The sequence below is a fragment of the Actinomyces provencensis genome (genome assembly GCF_900155435.1).
Classification (GTDB): Bacteria; Actinomycetota; Actinomycetes; order Actinomycetales; family Actinomycetaceae; genus Pauljensenia; species Pauljensenia provencensis.
This window is the reverse complement of sequence record NZ_LT700212.1, coordinates 638,699-655,599: the sequence shown is the minus strand read 5'-3', so window position 1 is coordinate 655,599 and position 16,901 is coordinate 638,699. Positions and strand designations below refer to the sequence as shown.

Annotated in this window: 14 protein-coding genes and 1 tRNA gene; 7 read left to right on the top strand and 8 right to left on the bottom strand. The window is 70.1% G+C overall.

The window, feature by feature from the left end; genetic code table 11:
• Nucleotides 1–77 precede the first annotated feature (77 nt).
• Nucleotides 78–1,982, top strand: a complete 1,905-nt coding sequence (locus BQ9890_RS02785; RefSeq protein ID WP_075889191.1) for an ABC-F family ATP-binding cassette domain-containing protein — start codon at nt 78–80, stop codon at nt 1,980–1,982.
• Nucleotides 1,983–2,003: 21 nt separating this feature from the next.
• On the opposite strand, the gene BQ9890_RS02780 is transcribed toward BQ9890_RS02785, so the two are convergent.
• Genes BQ9890_RS02780 through BQ9890_RS02770 form a run of 3 tightly spaced genes read right to left on the bottom strand, consistent with a single transcriptional unit; the run spans nt 2,004 to nt 5,121 of the window.
• A complete protein-coding gene (locus BQ9890_RS02780) occupies nt 2,004–3,749 on the bottom strand; it encodes a hypothetical protein (RefSeq protein ID WP_075889189.1) in 1,746 nt (581 codons plus the stop codon).
• A complete protein-coding gene (locus BQ9890_RS02775; RefSeq protein WP_078062190.1) occupies nt 3,734–4,597 on the bottom strand; it encodes an ABC transporter ATP-binding protein in 864 nt (287 codons plus the stop codon). Before BQ9890_RS02775 ends, BQ9890_RS02780 begins: the two co-directional genes overlap by 16 nt.
• Before the next feature lie 20 nt (nt 4,598–4,617).
• Nucleotides 4,618–5,121: a MarR family winged helix-turn-helix transcriptional regulator gene (locus BQ9890_RS02770; RefSeq protein ID WP_075892605.1), complete on the bottom strand. Its 504-nt coding sequence runs from the start codon at nt 5,119–5,121 to the stop codon at nt 4,618–4,620.
• A gap of 179 nt (nt 5,122–5,300) precedes the next feature.
• Between BQ9890_RS02770 and BQ9890_RS02765 the strand changes: the two genes are divergently transcribed.
• On the top strand, nt 5,301–6,566 hold the full coding sequence (locus BQ9890_RS02765; RefSeq protein ID WP_143226215.1) for an ABC transporter substrate-binding protein: 1,266 nt from the start codon (nt 5,301–5,303) through the stop codon (nt 6,564–6,566).
• 605 nt (nt 6,567–7,171) lie between these two features.
• Here BQ9890_RS02765 and BQ9890_RS02760 read toward each other — a convergent pair.
• From BQ9890_RS02760 to BQ9890_RS02740, 5 genes are all read right to left on the bottom strand, one after another.
• A complete protein-coding gene (locus tag BQ9890_RS02760) occupies nt 7,172–7,909 on the bottom strand; it encodes an ABC transporter ATP-binding protein (RefSeq protein ID WP_075889186.1) in 738 nt (245 codons plus the stop codon).
• Nucleotides 7,902–8,948 (bottom strand): ABC transporter ATP-binding protein, encoded by a 1,047-nt coding sequence (locus BQ9890_RS02755; protein ID WP_078062188.1) that lies wholly within the window; start codon nt 8,946–8,948, stop codon nt 7,902–7,904. The genes BQ9890_RS02760 and BQ9890_RS02755 overlap by 8 nt, the downstream gene beginning before the upstream one ends.
• Nucleotides 8,941–9,921, bottom strand: a complete 981-nt coding sequence (locus BQ9890_RS02750; RefSeq protein WP_075889184.1) for a branched-chain amino acid ABC transporter permease — start codon at nt 9,919–9,921, stop codon at nt 8,941–8,943. The genes BQ9890_RS02755 and BQ9890_RS02750 overlap by 8 nt, the downstream gene beginning before the upstream one ends.
• A 16-nt stretch (nt 9,922–9,937) precedes the next feature.
• Nucleotides 9,938–11,311 (bottom strand): ABC transporter permease subunit, encoded by a 1,374-nt coding sequence (locus tag BQ9890_RS15600; protein WP_075889182.1) that lies wholly within the window; start codon nt 11,309–11,311, stop codon nt 9,938–9,940.
• Nucleotides 11,312–11,657: 346 nt separating this feature from the next.
• Nucleotides 11,658–12,278, bottom strand: a complete 621-nt coding sequence (locus tag BQ9890_RS02740) for a TetR/AcrR family transcriptional regulator (protein ID WP_043535890.1) — start codon at nt 12,276–12,278, stop codon at nt 11,658–11,660.
• A gap of 74 nt (nt 12,279–12,352) precedes the next feature.
• Between BQ9890_RS02740 and BQ9890_RS02735 the strand changes: the two genes are divergently transcribed.
• From BQ9890_RS02735 to BQ9890_RS02715, 5 genes are all read left to right on the top strand, one after another.
• Nucleotides 12,353–12,426, top strand: a tRNA-Gln gene (locus BQ9890_RS02735).
• Between the two features lie 130 nt (nt 12,427–12,556).
• A complete protein-coding gene (locus BQ9890_RS02730) occupies nt 12,557–13,591 on the top strand; it encodes a bifunctional UDP-N-acetylglucosamine diphosphorylase/glucosamine-1-phosphate N-acetyltransferase GlmU (RefSeq protein WP_075889180.1) in 1,035 nt (344 codons plus the stop codon).
• Nucleotides 13,592–13,644: 53 nt separating this feature from the next.
• Nucleotides 13,645–14,625: a ribose-phosphate diphosphokinase gene (locus tag BQ9890_RS02725; RefSeq protein WP_075889178.1), complete on the top strand. Its 981-nt coding sequence runs from the start codon at nt 13,645–13,647 to the stop codon at nt 14,623–14,625.
• Between the two features lie 148 nt (nt 14,626–14,773).
• Nucleotides 14,774–15,397 carry a 50S ribosomal protein L25/general stress protein Ctc gene (locus tag BQ9890_RS02720; protein WP_075889176.1) on the top strand — a complete coding sequence of 208 codons (624 nt, stop codon included), beginning with the start codon at nt 14,774–14,776 and terminating at the stop codon, nt 15,395–15,397.
• A gap of 76 nt (nt 15,398–15,473) precedes the next feature.
• Nucleotides 15,474–16,895 (top strand): glycosyltransferase 87 family protein, encoded by a 1,422-nt coding sequence (locus tag BQ9890_RS02715; RefSeq protein WP_143226214.1) that lies wholly within the window; start codon nt 15,474–15,476, stop codon nt 16,893–16,895.
• Nucleotides 16,896–16,901 lie beyond the last annotated feature (6 nt).

Genomic DNA, 16,901 nt, shown 5'->3' with positions numbered 1-16,901 from the left:
GGACCCGCCGCGGGCGCACACCTGGAACCCCACACGGGTGCCGGGTCGGGGCACCTGCCCCGGGAAGGGAAGTACTGATGGCGCACCTGCTGGGCACCCGGGCACTGGGGGCGTTGGCGGGATCCCGTCAACTGCTCTCCGACGTCACCGTGGGGGTGGAGGACGGGTCCCGGGTCGGGATCCTCGGACCCAACGGCGCGGGGAAGTCCACCCTGCTGCGCCTCGTCGCCGGCACCCAACAGCCCGACGACGGCAGCGTCATCCGCCGTGACGGGCTGCGCGTGGTGGTCCTGGACCAGGTGGACCGCCTCGACCCGGCCGCCACCGTCGTGGAGTCCGTGCACCCCGGCACGGAGGAACACGTGTGGGCCTCGGACGCCCGCATCCGCGACGTGCACGCCGGGCTGCTGGCGGACATCGACCTCGACGCCCGGGTGGGGACGCTCTCGGGTGGCCAGCGACGGCGCGTGGCCCTCGCGCGCGTCCTGAGCGCCGAGTCGGACGTGGTCGCCCTGGACGAGCCCACCAACCACCTCGACGTCGAGGGCGTGGCCTGGCTGGCCCAGCACCTCAGGGACCGCTTCGCCCGGCCCGGTGCGCGGGGCGCCCTGCTGGCCGTCACCCACGACCGCTGGTTCCTGGACGCGGTGTGCGAACACATCTGGGAGGTCGTGCCCGGCATCGACCCCGGCGGCGACCGCCCCCAGATCCCCGGCCACGTGGAGGTCTACGACGGCTCCTACGCCGCCTACACCCTGGCGCGCACCGAGCGACTGCGCCAGGCCGACGTCGCCGCGCAGAAGCGTGCGAACCTGCTCGTCAAGGAACTCGCCTGGCTGAGGCGCGGCGCGCCCGCGCGCACCTCGAAGCCGAAGTTCCACATCGATGTGGCCGAGGCGCTCATCGCCGACGTGCCACCGCCGCGCGACACCGTCGAGCTGGTGCGGATGGCCACGAGCCGGCTGGGCAAGCAGGTCCTGGACCTGGAGGACGTCACCCTGGACTTCACGCGGCCCGACGGCTCCGTCAACAGGGTCCTGGACCACGTCACCTGGCGGTTGGCACCGGGCGAGCGCGTCGGCGTGGTCGGGGTCAACGGCGCCGGCAAGACGACTCTGCTCAACCTGCTGCGCGGGGACCTGGAGCCCACCTCCGGGCGGGTGCGCCGAGGCAAGACGGTCCAGGTCGCGACCCTGTCCCAGGACACCCACGAACTCGACGCGCTCGGTGACATGCGTGTCGTCGAGGCGGTGGACGAGGTCGCCCACGTCGTGGTCGTCGGCGGCAAGGAGGTCACCGCCGCCCAGATGACGGAGCGCATGGGCTTCACGCGGGAGCGCGCCTGGACGCGCATCCCGGAGATCTCGGGTGGGGAGCGGCGCCGTCTCCAGCTCATGCGGCTGCTGATGTCGGAACCCAACGTCCTGCTCCTGGACGAGCCCACCAACGACCTCGACATCGACACCCTGGCCTCCATGGAGGACCTGCTCGACACGTTCCCCGGCACCCTCGTGGTCGTCTCCCACGACCGCTACCTCCTCGAGCGCGTCACCGACCACCAGGTCGCCCTGCTGGGCGACGGGACCGTGCGGGCGCTGCCCGGCGGCGTCGAGCAGTACCTGGAGCTGCGTGAGGAGGGTGGCGCGGGTCATGCCGGGGGCACCGGTCGTGGCGTGGGCTCCCGTGAGGGCGGGTCACCGGCGGGTCCGGGCGTCCCTGCGGCGGCCCCGTCGGAGCCCTCGGACTCCGCCGCGCGGCGTACCGCCAAGAAGGATGCTGACCGCATCGAACGCAAGCTGGGGAGACTGCGCGCGCGCAGGACCGAGCTCGAGGCGGGGTTGGCCCGGGCCTCGGAGGCCGTGGCCGAGGACCCCACCCAAGTGCAGGTCCTCACCGATCTCTCCGCCGAGCTGGCCCGGGTGGCGGACGAGGTCGACGAGGCCGAGACGGCCTGGCTGGAGGCTGCCGAGCAGCTCGACTGAGCGCGGCGGGGCCCGCCCCCCTCAGGCGGCGGAGCCGTGCCCGGGCCAGGCCCGGATCTTGGAGAGGACCCCCACGTCGGAGGCGTCCCAGACACGGCCGCCCACCAGTACGGCGGCCACCAGCAGGACGACCGACCAGACCACCGCCAGCGCACACGCCACGGCCAGGGGCACGGTGGACCCGAATTGTGCCCACAGCAGCACGGCTCCCGCAGGGGCCGCCGCCACGAAGGCGAGCACCCACTGCAGGGACTGGATGATCATCGTGGTGAGGAACTGACCCGTGCCCTTCGTGGACATCGGCGAGGCCCCCGGGGGTTGGACGGGGTAGACCCAGCGCGCCCCGATGACCATGGCGACCCCCGCGGCCGCGCTGAAGACCACGAGCACCCCGGCACCCAGCAGCCACGCCGCATCCGTGCTGATCGTGGAGAACGTCCCGAATGCCACGCAGGAGAGCACCAGCACCCCCAGGCACAGGGGCAGCGATCCGACCAGACGACCCAGGCGCTCCGATCGGCCCCGGATCCCACTGGCCACCAGCAACCAGAAGGCGGTGGAGTCGTACTGGAGCAGGGATCCGGCGACCTGCCCGATGATCAGCGGGAGCATGAGCATGAAGAACACGGACATGCCGATCCCGGGGCCGCCCTCGTCCCCGAAGGAGAAACGCGTCCAGAAGACGGCCATCGCGGGGAAGATCAGGGAGGACAGCAGCGAGGTGGACAGGCGCGGGTCGCGCAGCCAGTAGCGCTGGGTGCGCTCGGCCAGCGAGGCGGCGGGTGCGCCCAGACCGAGGCGCTGCCACCGCTCCACCCCGGCGAGGCCGTTGCGTGCCGCGCCGGTGGGACCCGACCCGTGGTCGTCCGCAGCAGCTGGGTGCGGGGCGTCCGAGGCAGCGGCGGGATCGACGAGGGCGCGCCCCTGTGCGACTGCCTCCACTGAGGCAGGGGAGAGCCGGTGGGCGGTGCCGCACATGGCGGCGGGCAGCACCCGCAGCCACAGCCACCACCCCAGGGCGAGGAAGGCCCCGGTGACGACGAGCCGGACCAGGGCCGTCCCCCAGGCCCCGGAGTGGACCGCGCCGGCCAGGGCCCAGGGCGCGCCGAAGGGTGACCAGGCGACGAGGTCGGCGACGGAGTGGACGTAGTCCGCGTCGAAGTTCTGGGTGAGGAGGTTGATCCAGATGCCCATCGGGGCGAGTACGGCGATGAAGAGGAGGGTGGCCAGGACGCTCATGAGGTCGCGCCGCCCCGCCGTCGAGGTCGCGCGGATGCCGAGCCACGTGGAGGCGACGCGGGCCCAGAGGAAGGAGGTGGCCAGCGCCAGGAGGGTTCCCACCAGGGCGACGAGGGCGGCCAGGGGATCGCCGCCCGCCAACCAGACCGCCACCGGCACGAGGGCGACCACCGTGGTGAAGGCACCGGAGATCCCCACCGGGGTGGCGGCCACCAGGCCGAGGGCGAACGAGCGGGTGGGCCCGACGTAGGGAGCGAAACGGCGCGGGTCCAGGGTGTTGTCCATCGAGGCGAAGACGACGGGCACCATGATCCAGCCGAGCACCAGCAGGGCTCCGAGCACCACGAGCAGGGGGGCGACGATGTCGAGGTGGCCCGACACGGTTGCGGCGATCGCCCCGAGGGCGATTCCGGCGACCACGCCCAGGCCGTAGAGGATGCCGAGGATGGACAGGACGAGGACCCAGACCTGGCGGGTCAGGGAGTTCCAGGTGACGCGGGCCTTGAGGCGGATCAGTTGTGCAACCACGTCAGCCCCTCGTCGGAGCGGCGACCGCCCACCAGCTGCGTGAAGCGGTCATCGAGGTCCATGCCGTCGGCGACCTGTGCGGTGGTCCCCGCCACCAGGACGCGACCGTGGTTGATCACCGCCACGTGCGTGCACAGCTTCTGGACGGTGGCCATGACGTGGCTGGAGAGGATGACGGTGCCGCCCCCGGCGACGAAGTCCTGGAGGATCTGGCGGATGTTGGCCGAGGAGACCGGGTCGACGGACTCGAAGGGCTCGTCGAGGACGACGACGGAGGGCCCGTGGATGAGGGCGGCACCCAGCGCCACCTTCTTCGTCATGCCGGCGGAGTAGTCGGCGATGAGCTTGCGCCCGGCGTCGGCCAGGTCCAGGACCTCCAGCAGTTCGCCCGCGCGGGTGCGGGCAGTGTCGCGGTCCAGGCCCCGCAACATGGCGACGTGGGTGAGGAAGTCGGGCCCGGAGAGCTTGTCGAGGAGACGCATCCCGTCGGGCATGACGCCCAGGCGTGCCTTGGCGCGGGCCGGGTCGCCCCAGATGTCGACGCCGTGGACGAAGGCCGTGCCACGGTCGGGGGTGAGGAGACCGGTGGCCATGGTGAGCATGGTCGTCTTTCCCGCACCGTTGGGACCCACGATCCCGTAGAAGGACCCGGTGGGGATGTCCAGGGAGAGGTCACCGACCGCCACGAGGTTCCCGTAGACCTTGACGAGTCCACGCAGTGCCAGGGCGGGAGCCGTCCCGGTGTGGACCGGGGCTTCAGGCACCGCTCCGGGGCTGTCCGTGGGCCGGGCGGCAGTCGGTTCCGCAGTGCCCGAGGGATCGGGCGAGGTCGGATCCGTCGAGGTCATGGGGCAGTCCCTTCGTCGAGTCAGTCTGTCTCGAACGGTAGCAGGAGGGGTCTCAGGAGGTCGCCCAGTGCCTGGGCGGCGCCCTCGTCGAGGGGGGCGAGGATCCGACGTTCGCACTCCAGCAGGGAGATCAGGGCGTCGTCCACGCGTTGCTTGCCCGAGGGGGTGAGGGTGACGAGGACGGCCCTGCGGTCCCCGGGTGCGGGGGAGCGGACGACGAGGCCGGCGCGCTCGAGGCGGTCGATGCGGTTGGTCATGGTGCCCGAGGAGACGAGGAGCTCGTTCATGAGGGCCCCGGGGGTCTGGGAGTAGGGCGCCCCTGCACGGCGGAGGGAGGAGAGGACGTCGAACTCCCACGGCTCCAGGGCCTGGTCGGAGAAGGACGAACGGCGCTCAAGGTCGAGGCGACGCGCGAGGCGCGTCACCCGTGAGAGCACCAGCATCGGTGAGGTGTCGAGGTCGGGGCGCTCCACCTGCCAGGCCGCCACGATGCGGTCCACCTCGTCCTGTCCGGGCGATTCCATGACACCAAGATACTCGATGTCGAGAGAGCTTCCCGGGAGGAGGGGCTCCGACATGTGGACATTTCCCAAGCATATTTGTCGGCGTGTCAACACATGCCTATCCTTTCGGTCAAGACACAGTCAAGTGTCTGAGCCTGCCGGACTGACCCCCAGGAGTTGACATGGCATCACACCGATCAATGCGCGGAACCCGCGCGACCTTCCTCTCGTACTGTGCCGTCGGAGCAGCGGCAGCCCTGGCGCTGAGCGCGTGCTCCGGTGGTTCCGACTCCGCGTCGGGAGCCTCCGGTGAGTCGGGTGCAGCTGGTGACGGTCTCGACCTCAAGGTCGGGTCGATCCTTCCCCAGACCGGCTCGCTCGCGACGCTTGGCCCGCCCGAGATCGCCGGTGTCGATCTCGCCATCAAGGACATCAACGATGCCGCCGCAGGGCTGACCGCCACCGTCACCCACACGGACTCCGGTGACACCACGACGAACATCGCCACCCAGTCGGCGACCTCGCTGATCTCCCAGGGTGTGTCCGGCATCGTCGGTGCAGCCTCCTCCGGTGTGTCGATGACGATCATCGACCAGATCACCTCCGCCGGCGTCGTGCAGATCTCCCCGGCGAACACCTCCCCGGACTTCACGGACTACGACGACAACGGGTTCTTCTGGCGCACCGCGCCGTCCGACGTGCTCCAGGGGCAGATCCTGGGCAACAAGATCATCGAGGACGGCAAGACGAACGTCGCGATCCTCTACATGAACGACCCCTACGGGATCGGTCTGGCGGACAATCTCAAGAAGACCCTGGACGCCGCCGGCGTCACGGTCGCCGCAGATGTCACCTACGATCCGGCTGCCTCGAACTTCACGTCCGAGATCGGCCAGGTCCTGGGGAGCGATCCCGATGCGCTGGTCGTCATCGGCTTCGAGGAGTCGAAGGTCATCTTCTCCAACATCGCGACCGCCGGCTACGACTTCGCGAACGTGTACGGCACTGACGGCAACTACGGGCTCATGCAGCCCGGGGACCAGCCCGACATTGCCGGTGCCCAGTTCACGGTGCCCGGCGTCAAGGCCCCGGAGGACTTCCAGGCCCAGCTCCAGGAGATGGTCAAGTCCCAGGGTTCCCCGGAGCTGACGACCTTCAGCTACGCGGCCGAGTCCTACGACGCCACGGTCCTCCTGGCGCTGGCAGCACTGCAGGGTGGGGCGACGGATGGCGCCACGATCCGGGACAACCTCCAGTCCGTCTCCGAGGACGGCACCAAGTGCACCACCTATGCCGACTGCGCGGATCTGATCGCTGCCGGGACGGACATCGACTACGACGGTCTGTCCGGTCCGATCACCTTCTCCGACAAGGGTGACGTCACCGAGGCGACGATCTCCATCTTCAAGTACTCCACCGGCAACGAGTCCGAGTGGGTCGATGGGGTGAGCGGCAAGCTCTCCTGAGCGAGCCCGTCACCGGACGGCAGGGGCCGGGACGACCGAGAGGTCGTCCCGGCCCCTCCGTCGTGCGTGGGGTCGAGCGTCGGTGTCGGTCGGTGCACTGGGTGCCGACGTCACGGGTGTCGCCGGGGGACCGGACCTGGGTGTTCCGGGCCGTGGGGGCGGGCGTGGGTGTCGGTCGGTGCACTGGGTGCCGACGTCACGGGTGTCGCGGGGGACCGGACCTGGGTGCTCCGGGCCGTGGGGGCGGGCGTGGGTGTCGGTCGGTGTGGGGGGTGTCGACGTCACGGGTGCTGTGGGGCCCGTCCCTGGCTGGTGTTCCGGGCCGTGAGGCCGATGGTGGGTGTTGCTGCCCGCAGTGCCTGTGGGTGCAGGCATGGTGACAGGTGTGTCCCTCCCGGTGAGGATGACCGGGCCCGTCCCACGCAGGCGGAACCCCGATCCGCGTGTGGCATCCGGATCGGGGTTCGTGTTCGCGGGGAGCAGTGGGAGCCGTCACGGGAGCTCACGGTCCGGCGCGGCCCCGGCCCGGGTCGGGACCGCAGAACGGAGGTACGGACCCCCGACCTGCGCGTCCGCCCGGGGGACCGCCTCAGTCGACTCCGGCCTCAGCCCGCGTGGTGGTCCTCGGCGAGTGTCCCCAGGTAGAGGTGGATGACCTTCGGGTCCTCCAACAGGTCCCGCCCCGTGCCGACGTAGGCGTCGCGGCCCATGTCGAGGACGTAGGCACGGTCGCAGATCTGGAGGCAGCGCCGGGCGTTCTGCTCGACCATCATCACCGACACGCCAGCGGCGTTGATGCGGGCGACGTTGATGAACGTCTCGTCCTGCCGCACGGGCGAGAGTCCCGCGGAGGGCTCGTCGAGCAGCAGCACGTGCGGGTCCATCATCAGGGCGCGCGACATGGCGACCATCTGGCGTTCGCCGCCCGAGAGCGACCCGGCCTTCTGGCCGAGGCGCTTCTTGAGCTCGGGGAAGAGGTCGATGACGAAGTCCAGGCGCGTGTCCAGGAGCTCCGGCTTCTGGTAGCAGCCCATCTCGAGGTTCTCCGCGATGGTCAGCGCCTCGAAGACGTTCTCCGTCTGGGGGACGAAGCCCACGCCCTTGGTCACGAGCTTGTTGGCGCGCAGCCCGGTGATGTCCTCCCCGTTGAGCACCACAGAGCCCGAGCGGATGGACACCAGGCCGAAGATGGCCTTGAGCAGGGTTGACTTCCCGGCACCGTTGGGGCCGATGATGCCCACCAGCTCGCCCTTGTCGACGAAGGAGTTGGTGCCGTTGAGGATGTCGACCCCGGGGACGTACCCCGCGACCAGGTCGATGGTCTCCAGGACGTGCTCACTCATGCTGGTCCCCTCCCGTCGGGTGGCTGGCGGCGTACTCGGCCCGGATGTCCTGGACCACCTCGTGGAGGTCGCGGTCCATGTTGGCGCCGAGATAGGCGTCCACGACCACCTGGTCCCGCATGACCTCCGCGGGCACACCCTCGGCGACGATGTGTCCCTCGGCCATCACCACCACCCAGTCGGCGATCGCCTGGACCATGTGCATGTCGTGCTCGACGAAGACGACGCTCATGCCCTCTTCCTTGAGCCGAACGATGTGTCCGAGCAGGGACTGGGTGAGCGCGGGGTTGACCCCGGCCATGGGCTCGTCGAGCATGACCAGCTGCGGTGCGGACATCAGTGCGCGCGCCATCTCCAGGAGCTTGCGTTGGCCACCTGACATGGACAATGCCATGTCGTTGCGCTTCTCGTAGAGCTTGAACTCGTTGAGCAGGTGCAGCGCGCGTTCCTCGATCTCTCGTTCCTGGGGACGCCACGAGGGGGGGACGAGGGCGGACCAGAAGTGTTCGCCCCTCTGGTCCCGTGCCCCGAGCTTCATCGAGTCCAGGACCGTGAGCCCACCGAATGCCTTCGTGAGCTGGAAGGTGCGGACCTGGCCCATGCGGGAGATCTTCCAGGCAGGGACCCCGGCGATGCCTGTGCCGTTGAACTCCCAGTACCCGCGGTCGGGCTTGTCGAATCCCGTGAGCAGGTTGAAGAAGGTCGTCTTGCCGGCGCCGTTGGGGCCGATCAGTGCGGTGATGGCGTGGCGGGGGACCTCAAGGTGCTCCACGTCGACGGCGGTGAGTCCGCCGAAGGTCTTGGTGACCGCGTCCGCCACGACGATGGGGTCGACCTTGGCGCACCCGGGTCCCGGGGCGTCCTTCCAGAGGGGGTCCGGAAGGGGGTAGGCGGGGTCGGCCGGAGGGGTGGGGGCCTCGACCGGCGCATCGGGCGCCGCGGCGGCGGGGTCCTCCAGGCGAGTGGTGGGAGCCTCCACCTCCGCAGGTGTCGGGTCGTCCGGCTGGACGGGAGGGACGGGACCGGTGACGTCAGGCATTGAACTTGACCTCCGACTTCCTTCCGAAGATCCCCTGGGGGCGGAAGACCACCAGGAGCATGAGTGCGAGGCCGACCAGCATGTAGCGCACCTGGCCGGACTGGAGCGTGGTGATCGGCAGGACGCCCGAGTTCACACCCAGGGAGACGAAGCCGTCGGTGAGGGCGAGCAGCGACCAGAAGATCATGGATCCGATGATGGGCCCCATGACCGTGGCCGCACCGCCCAGCAGGAGGATCGCCCACAGGAAGAACGTCGTCTGCGTGCCGTAGTTGTCGGGTTGCAGGGACGTGGGCATGATCGCGAAGATCGTCCCCACCCCGGCCAGCACGCCGCCGATGACCAGGACCTGCATCTTGTAGGAGAAGACGTTCTTGCCCAGCGCCCGCACGGCGTCCTCGTTCTCCCGGATGCCCTTGACCACGCGACCCCACGGGCTGTTCATGAGGCGCCAGATGAACAGGGCCGCCAGCAGGACGACCGTCCATGCCACCAGGCGCACCCAGATGGCGTCCGCGTCGTAGCGGATGGTGCCCATGGTCCAGGAGAAGTCATCGGGCAGCGGGTTGGCCGCGAAGAAGTCCGCGCCGGAGCGGTTGATGCCCGTCGAGCCCCCGGTCCAGGGCTCCAGCTCGGGGGAGCGCACCACCAGTCGGACGATCTCGGCGGTGCCGATGGTGACGATGGAGAGGTAGTCGGCGCGCAGTCGCAGCGTCGGGATGCCCAGGAGCAGTGCGAGGATCGTCGATCCCATCACCGCGGCGAGCACACAGGCCCAGAAGGGCAGTCCGAACGCGGAGGCCGAGATGGCGAAGGCGTACCCGCCCACCGCCATGAAGCCGGCCTGGCCGAAGTTCAACAGGCCCGTGTAGCCGAAGTGGACGGCGAGTCCGAGCGTGGCCAGTGCATAGGCCGCGGTCTGCGGGGTGAAGAGTTCCCCCGCTGCCACGAGCAGGAAGTTCCAGTTTCCCATTTCCCAGGTCCTTCCCTCAGCCGATCCGTTGCTTGCGGCCCAGGATGCCCTGGGGTCGCACGAGCAGGATGACGATCATGACGATCATGGCGGCGACGATCTTCATCGAGCTCGGGATGAAGAAGGTCGACAACTCGATGAACCAACTCAGCAGGAGTGCCCCCACGAGCGCTCCGTAGGCCGACCCCAGACCACCCAGGGTCACCGCCGCGAAGATCAGCAGCAGGATCTGGGCCCCGGACTGGAAGCTCAGCGTCTGGTAGAAGGCGACGAGCACGCCGGACACCGCTGCCAGCGCGGCGCCCCCGACCCACACGACCCGGATCACGCGCTCCACGTGGATGCCGGTCGTGGCGGCGAGCAGCTTGTTGTCGGCCACCGCACGGATCGACTTGCCCAGGCGTGTCCACCCGAGGATCCACACGACGATCGCCAGCAGCACCACGCAGATCACCGATCCCCACACGTCCCAGTACCCCAGGGGGATGCCGAAGGGGGACAGGACCGCATCGAAGGACTGCGGCATGACCAGGCGGTTGGGACCGAAGAAGAACGCGAAGAGGTAGCGCAGGAACAGTGCGAGGCCGATGGAGACGATCATGATCTGGATCAGTCCGACCCGTCTCTTCCGCAGTGGGTGCCAGATGACGGCATTCTGGGCGAGGCCGAACCCGGCGCCCAGGACCAGCGAGAGCACCAGGGCGATCCAGCCGTTGAGGCCCAGCGTCGTCATCGCGAAGTAGGCCACGAAGCCACCGAAGGTCACGAGCTCGCCGTGGGCGAAGTTGTTCAGGCCGGTGGTGCCGTAGATCAGCGACACACCGATGGCAGCCAGTGCGAGGATCAGGCCGAACACGGTGCCGCGCACCATCTTCATGGCGAACTGGTGGCTGAACGAGCCCGTCGTCCCGTCCGGATCGCCGGTGACCGAGGTCCCGCTCGTGTCGGTCCCGGTGGTCGCCGCGGTCGTGGGCGAGGCGGGCGAGGACGGGGAGGCGGAGGAGGCCGTCGGGGAGGCGGCGCCCGCCTCGCCGAGCTTGAGGGCGGCGTAGGAGGTGCCCCCGGAGAGCTTCGAGTAGCTCAGGGGTGTGTCGGGTGGCGTGACACCGGAGGGGAGCCCCGAGGCATCGACGGTGATCTCGTAGACGCCGGTCCCCGTGACGGGCACCTCTGCGACGCCGGAGTCGTCGGTGGTGGCGCTCGCGTCCGTGGAGTCCCCGGTGACCAGAACCGTCGCACCGACCACCGGCTGGTCGTCGTTGGTGACAGTCACCTTGATGATGTCGTCGGCCGCGTGGGCCGGCGTGCACAGGAGCAGTGCGGCCAGCGCGACGCCGAGGGCCGCGAGGAAGCGGCGCAGGCGTGGTTGCTGTCGGACGGTTGGTTCCATGGGCGACCTCCCGGTGTGAGGTGACGATTCGCGGAGTGGTCCCAGGACGCCGGTTGGTACCGGCGGGGTGCTCATTGAACACTAGTCATGGGAACACCAAGAACGCGTCAAGTTCATGAGCGACAGTAGCCGCTCCGGGTGGGGTCGCGTGTGATGACCGGATGGTGGACAGTCGTCGGGGACCCCGTCGCTGCCGCTCGGGGCCGGTCCCCGGACGTGTGAGGGAGCTCCTGGTAGCCCCGTCACGACGGGCGTGGTGGACGAGGTCGCGCAACGTGAGGCGTGGGCCGGGAACCTGGGGCCGAGGGTTGTGAGCCGGGGGCCGTGGGCAGGGGGCGGGGCTCCCTCAGGAACGCACCCGCAGCGTGGGGTCGGGGCGCAGGTTGCGGATCCCGTTCCACACCAGGTTCACCACGTGGGCGGCGACGACGTCCTTGGGCATGCGCCTCTCGTCCAACCACCACTGGCCGACCTGGGCGATGAGTCCGACCATCATCTGCGCGTACAGGGGTGCCCAGGTGGGGTCCATGTGGGAGTTCTCGAACTGGTCGGCCAGGAGGTGCTCGACCTGGACGGCGACGTCACCGATCACGGAGGAGAACGACCCGGACGTCCTGTCATCGGGCGCGTCGCGCACCAGGACCCGGAACCCGTCGGAGTTGCCCTCGATGTAGTCCAGCAGCGTCAGGGCGGCGTTCTCGAGGATCTCGCGGGGATGCTCGGAGGACTCCAGGGAGGCCTGGAGCTGGGTGACGAGACGCTGGACCTCCCTGTCCACCACGACCGCGTAGAGGCCTTCCTTGCCTCCGAAGTGCTCGTAGACCACGGGCTTGGAGACCCCGGCCTTCGAGGCGATCTCCTCCACGCTCGTCGAGTCGAACCCCTTGGAGGCGAACAGGGAGCGCCCCACTGTCACCAACTGCTCCCTGCGGGCGAACCCGCTCATCCGCGTGCGCTTCTCGGCCATGGCCCCACCGTAGTGGACCGGGATCGACGCCGGTCCCGTCAGGCGTGTCCAGTGTGGCAGAATCGGAGCGCCCTTCCGCCCTGGTGTAATGGCAGCACAGGGGTTTTTGGTGCCCTGGGTCCGGGTTCGAATCCTGGGGGCGGAGCCAGGGGTACGGATGCGGGTCCACCCGGCAGGCCGGGTGCTTCCCCTCCTGCCCATCCGGACGACCGTCCGGCCAGCACGCTCCGGACAGCCGGCCCCGCGCCGGTCAGTCCGCACCGAGGATCGGAGGACCCGTGTCCCAGCCCGTCGCCATCATCGTCCTGGCTGCCGGCCAGGGGACCCGGATGCGCTCCGACCTCCCCAAGGTCGTCCACCCCCTGGGCGGCCTCTCACTCGTCGGGCACGCCCTGCGCGCGGCCGAGGGTGTCCGTCCCCACCACCTCGTCGCCGTGGTGCGCCACCAGCGTGACATCGTCGCAGCGGAGATCGCGCGGGTCGCTCCCGGGACCCTCATCGCGGACCAGGACGAGGTGCCCGGCACGGGCAGGGCCGTGCAGTGCGGACTGGCGGCACTGGAGGAGGCGGTCGGGGACGTCTCCGGCACGCTGCTGGTCACCTACGGCGACGTGCCGCTGCTCGGGTCGGACACCCTGGCGGAGCTCGTCAGCGTCCATGAGGAGGCGGGCAATGCCGTCACGGTCCTCACCACGCGCGTCCCGGACCCGACGGGGTACGGGCGGATCATCCGCGACGGGGTCACGGGTGGGGTGAGCGCGATCGTCGAGCAGCGCGATGCCACGGCCGAACAGCGTGCCATCACGGAGATCAACGCGGGCATCTACGCCTTCGACGCCCGCTTCCTGGTCTCCGCCCTGGCCCGGGTCGGCACCGACAACGACCAGGGTGAGGTCTACCTCACCGACGTCCTCGCCGCTGCGGCACCCGCAGGACGCAGGGCCGGTGCCCTGGAACTCGCCGACGTCTGGCAGGCCCGGGGGTGCAACGACCGGGTCCAGCTGGCCGAGCTCGGGGCCGAGCTCAACCGGCGCACCTGTGAGGCCCACATGCGTGCCGGGGTCACCATCGTGGACCCCACGAGCACGTGGATCGAGGTCGACGTCGAGATCGGCCGGGACACGACGATCCACCCTGCGACGGTCCTGAGGGGGGCCACGACGATCGGTGAGTGGTGTGAGATCGGTCCCGGAACGACCCTGAGGGACGCGCGGGTTGGTGCCGGATGCACCCTGCCAGCGGTCTGGGGTGCGGATGTCGACATCCCAGCCGATACGATGGGGGCGCCGTTCAGCGTCCTCGGCGGGCAGTGACGGGTGCCTGACCGAGTCCCTCGGGCGCTGCGGCGGAGCGGAAGGACGACCGCATGAGCGGGTTGGTGACGAGCGGCGAGAAGCGACTGGTCCTGGTGTCGGGCAGGGCGCACCTCGACCTGGCGAACCAGGTGGGGGAGGAACTCGGCTGCGGGGTCTCCTCCACGACCGCGTACGACTTCGCCAACGGCGAGATCTACGTCCGCTTCAACGAGTCGGTGCGTGGGTCGGACGTCTTCGTCCTCCAGTCCCACACCTCACCCATCAACAAGTGGTTGATGGAGCAGCTCATCATGATCGATGCGGCCAAACGCGCCTCCGCGAAGCGGATCACTGCCGTCGCTCCCTTCTATCCCTACGCGCGCCAGGACAAGAAGCACCAGGGCCGTGAGCCGATCTCGGCGCGCCTGGTGGCCGACCTCTACAAGACGGCCGGTGCGGACCGCGTCATGAGCGTCGACCTGCACGCCTCCCAGGAGCAGGGCTTCTTCGACGGCCCCGTGGACCACCTCTGGGCCATGCCCGTCCTCGTCGACTACGTCCGCCGCCGCGTCGACCTCTCCAATGTCACCATCGTGTCACCCGACGCCGGACGCATCCGGGTCGCGGAGAAGTGGGCGGCCAAGCTCGGCAACTGCCCGCTGGCCTTCGTCCACAAGACCCGCGACACGACACGTCCCAACGTCGCCGTCGCCAACCGGGTCGTCGGTGACGTCGCCGGGCGCCAGTGCGTCCTGGTCGACGACCTCATCGACACCGGTGGCACCATCGCCGAGGCGGTCAAGGTCCTCTACAACGCGGGCGCCCAGTCCGTCATCGTGGCAGCCACGCACGGTGTCCTCTCGGACCCCGCTCCGCGTCGGCTCGCCGAGGTGGGTGCCACCGAGGTGGTCGTCACCGACACCCTTCCCATCACGCCGGAGAAGCGGTTCTCGAACCTCACCATCCTGCCGATCGCACCGCTCCTGGCACGTGCGATCAAGGAGGTCTTCGAGGACGGATCCGTCACATCCCTCTTCGACGGCGTCGCCTGAGCGTCCCTGCACGCTAGACTGTCGGGGTTGCTCCGGCGAGGGCGACGGCCCCGTGCCGTTGCCGTGATCGACAGGGCTCCCCGACCGCGGTCGGGGTCCTCCCTGCGCCGGAGCGGGACGACCACCGCAACTGTCGAGGAGAGACACCATGAGCGAGAACATCCTGACCGCCACCGTCCGCACCGAGTTCGGCAAGGGCTCCGCCCGCCGCGCCCGCCGCGCGGGCCTCGTCCCGTCCGTCGTCTACGGGCACGGTGCCGACCCCATTCACCTGGACCTGCCCGCCCACGAGCTGTTCCTGACGGTGCGCTCCAACAAGAACGCCGTCGTCACCCTGAAGGCCGACGGTGAGGAACAGCTCGCCCTGGTCAAGGACATCCAGCGCCACCCCGTCTCCCGCGCGATCCTCCACGTGGACCTGCTCGCCATCAAGGCCGGCGAGAAGGTCCAGGTGACCGTCCCGCTGCTGGTCGTCGGCGAGCCCACCCCGGGCACCGTCCACAACGTCGAGGAGTTCGAGATCCCGGTCCTGGCTCCCGTCACCTCGATCCCCGAGGGCATCGAGGTCGACATCACGGGCCTCGAGATCGGTGCGGTCCTGCGGGTCTCCGACCTGCCCGTGCCCGAGGGCGTCGAGATCGAGCTCGACCCCGAGCAGGACATCCTCTCCATCCAGGAGGTCCAGGAGGAGCCCGAGGAGCCGGCAGAGTCCGCCGTCGCCGCCGAGGGCGAGGCCCCCGCCGAGGGCGCGGAGCCTGCCGAGGAGGAGTGACCCTCCACCACGCACGTCGACGCGGGGCCGCACCGAGGGGTGCGGCCCCGCGTCGCGTCTCCGATAACATGGCGCCGTGCCCGATGCCCCACCGATCCGGACTGCTCCAGCCCTCCACGGGCACGTGCGGGAGCACGCCGGGCACCGACCGGGGTCACGGGCGCGCCGCCACCTGCCCGGCAGACCGGACCGGGAGGTCCTCGGGGCCGCCCTCGTCGCCGTGACCGCCCTGCTGGGTGCCCATCTGCTCACCCCCCGCGGGACCGTCGAGAACGACGTCTCCTACTACCAGCAGTGGGCGCAGTGGGCGTCAGCCAACGGGTTCGCGCAGGCCATGCGGGAGTACCCCACACCCGTGGCCCTGCTCCTGTGGCTCCCGAGCCTGGTCGCGTCCACGCCGGAGTCCTACCTCCGCCTGTTCGTGGCAGCTGGCGTCGCCGTCGCGGCGGGCACCACCGCCGCCCTGCTGGCCCTGCCGGGACGTGGTGTCGGGAACCGGGCCGCAGTGGTGTTCCTGCTCGCCCTGGGAGCCCTGGGGCCCATCACCTTCTACCGCTTCGACCTCCTGCCCGGAGCCCTCCTCGCCCTGGCCTGCGTGTGCCTGGCGCGCGGGGGACGCGGGTGGTCCGTGGCCGTCGCGCTGGGCACGGGCGTCAAGCTGTGGCCCGTGGTGACCTGGCCGCTGGTCCTGGGTCGACGCTCCACCCGCCGCGGAGAGGTCGTCGCATTCACGGCCACCGGCGCCGCCCTCGTCGCCGTCTCGGTGGCCGTGGCCGGGTGGGACCGACTGTTCTCGCCCCTGGAGTGGCAGTCGGGACGTGGCCTGCAGGTCGAGTCCGTCCTCGCGTCCTGGGTGCTGCTGGCGCGCACCGTCTCGCCCTCCACGTGGACGGCGGAACTGTCGCAGGCCAACTCCTGGGACTTCTCCGGGCCGGGGGTCTCCGCGACACTCACGCTGGGATCACTGGCGCAGCTGGTGCTGCTGGGGTGGGTCGTGGCCATCACGGTGCGCACGTGGCGCACGCACAGTGCCCACGCCCGGACCGTGGCCCTGGCGGCCTCCTCCGTGGTGGCCGTCCTGCTGGCCACCAACAAGGTCTTCTCCCCCCAGTACGTCATGTGGCTGGTCCCGGTGGCGGCAGCGGCGATCGCGCTGGGCGGACGCCGGGTGCCGGGCTGGTGGGCACCGACGCTGGTGCTCACCGCCTTCCTCACCCAGTTGTCGTACCCGACCACCTACGGTTGGCTCTACTCCGGCTCCACGGGGTGGACGTTCCTGCTGGGCACGGTCGTCATGCTCACCCGCAACGCGCTGGTCGTGGCGCTCGCGGTCTCCATGTGCCGCGCCGCCTGGACGGCCACGCGGCGCGGAGGCCCCGCCCTCGTCGATCCCCCTGACAGCGCGACGGGCTCCGGGGCCACGGCACCCGGGGACCCCGTCCCCGGGACTCCCGGCGCCGATCACCCCACCCCCACCGAACCCGAGGAGACACCATGAGCACCC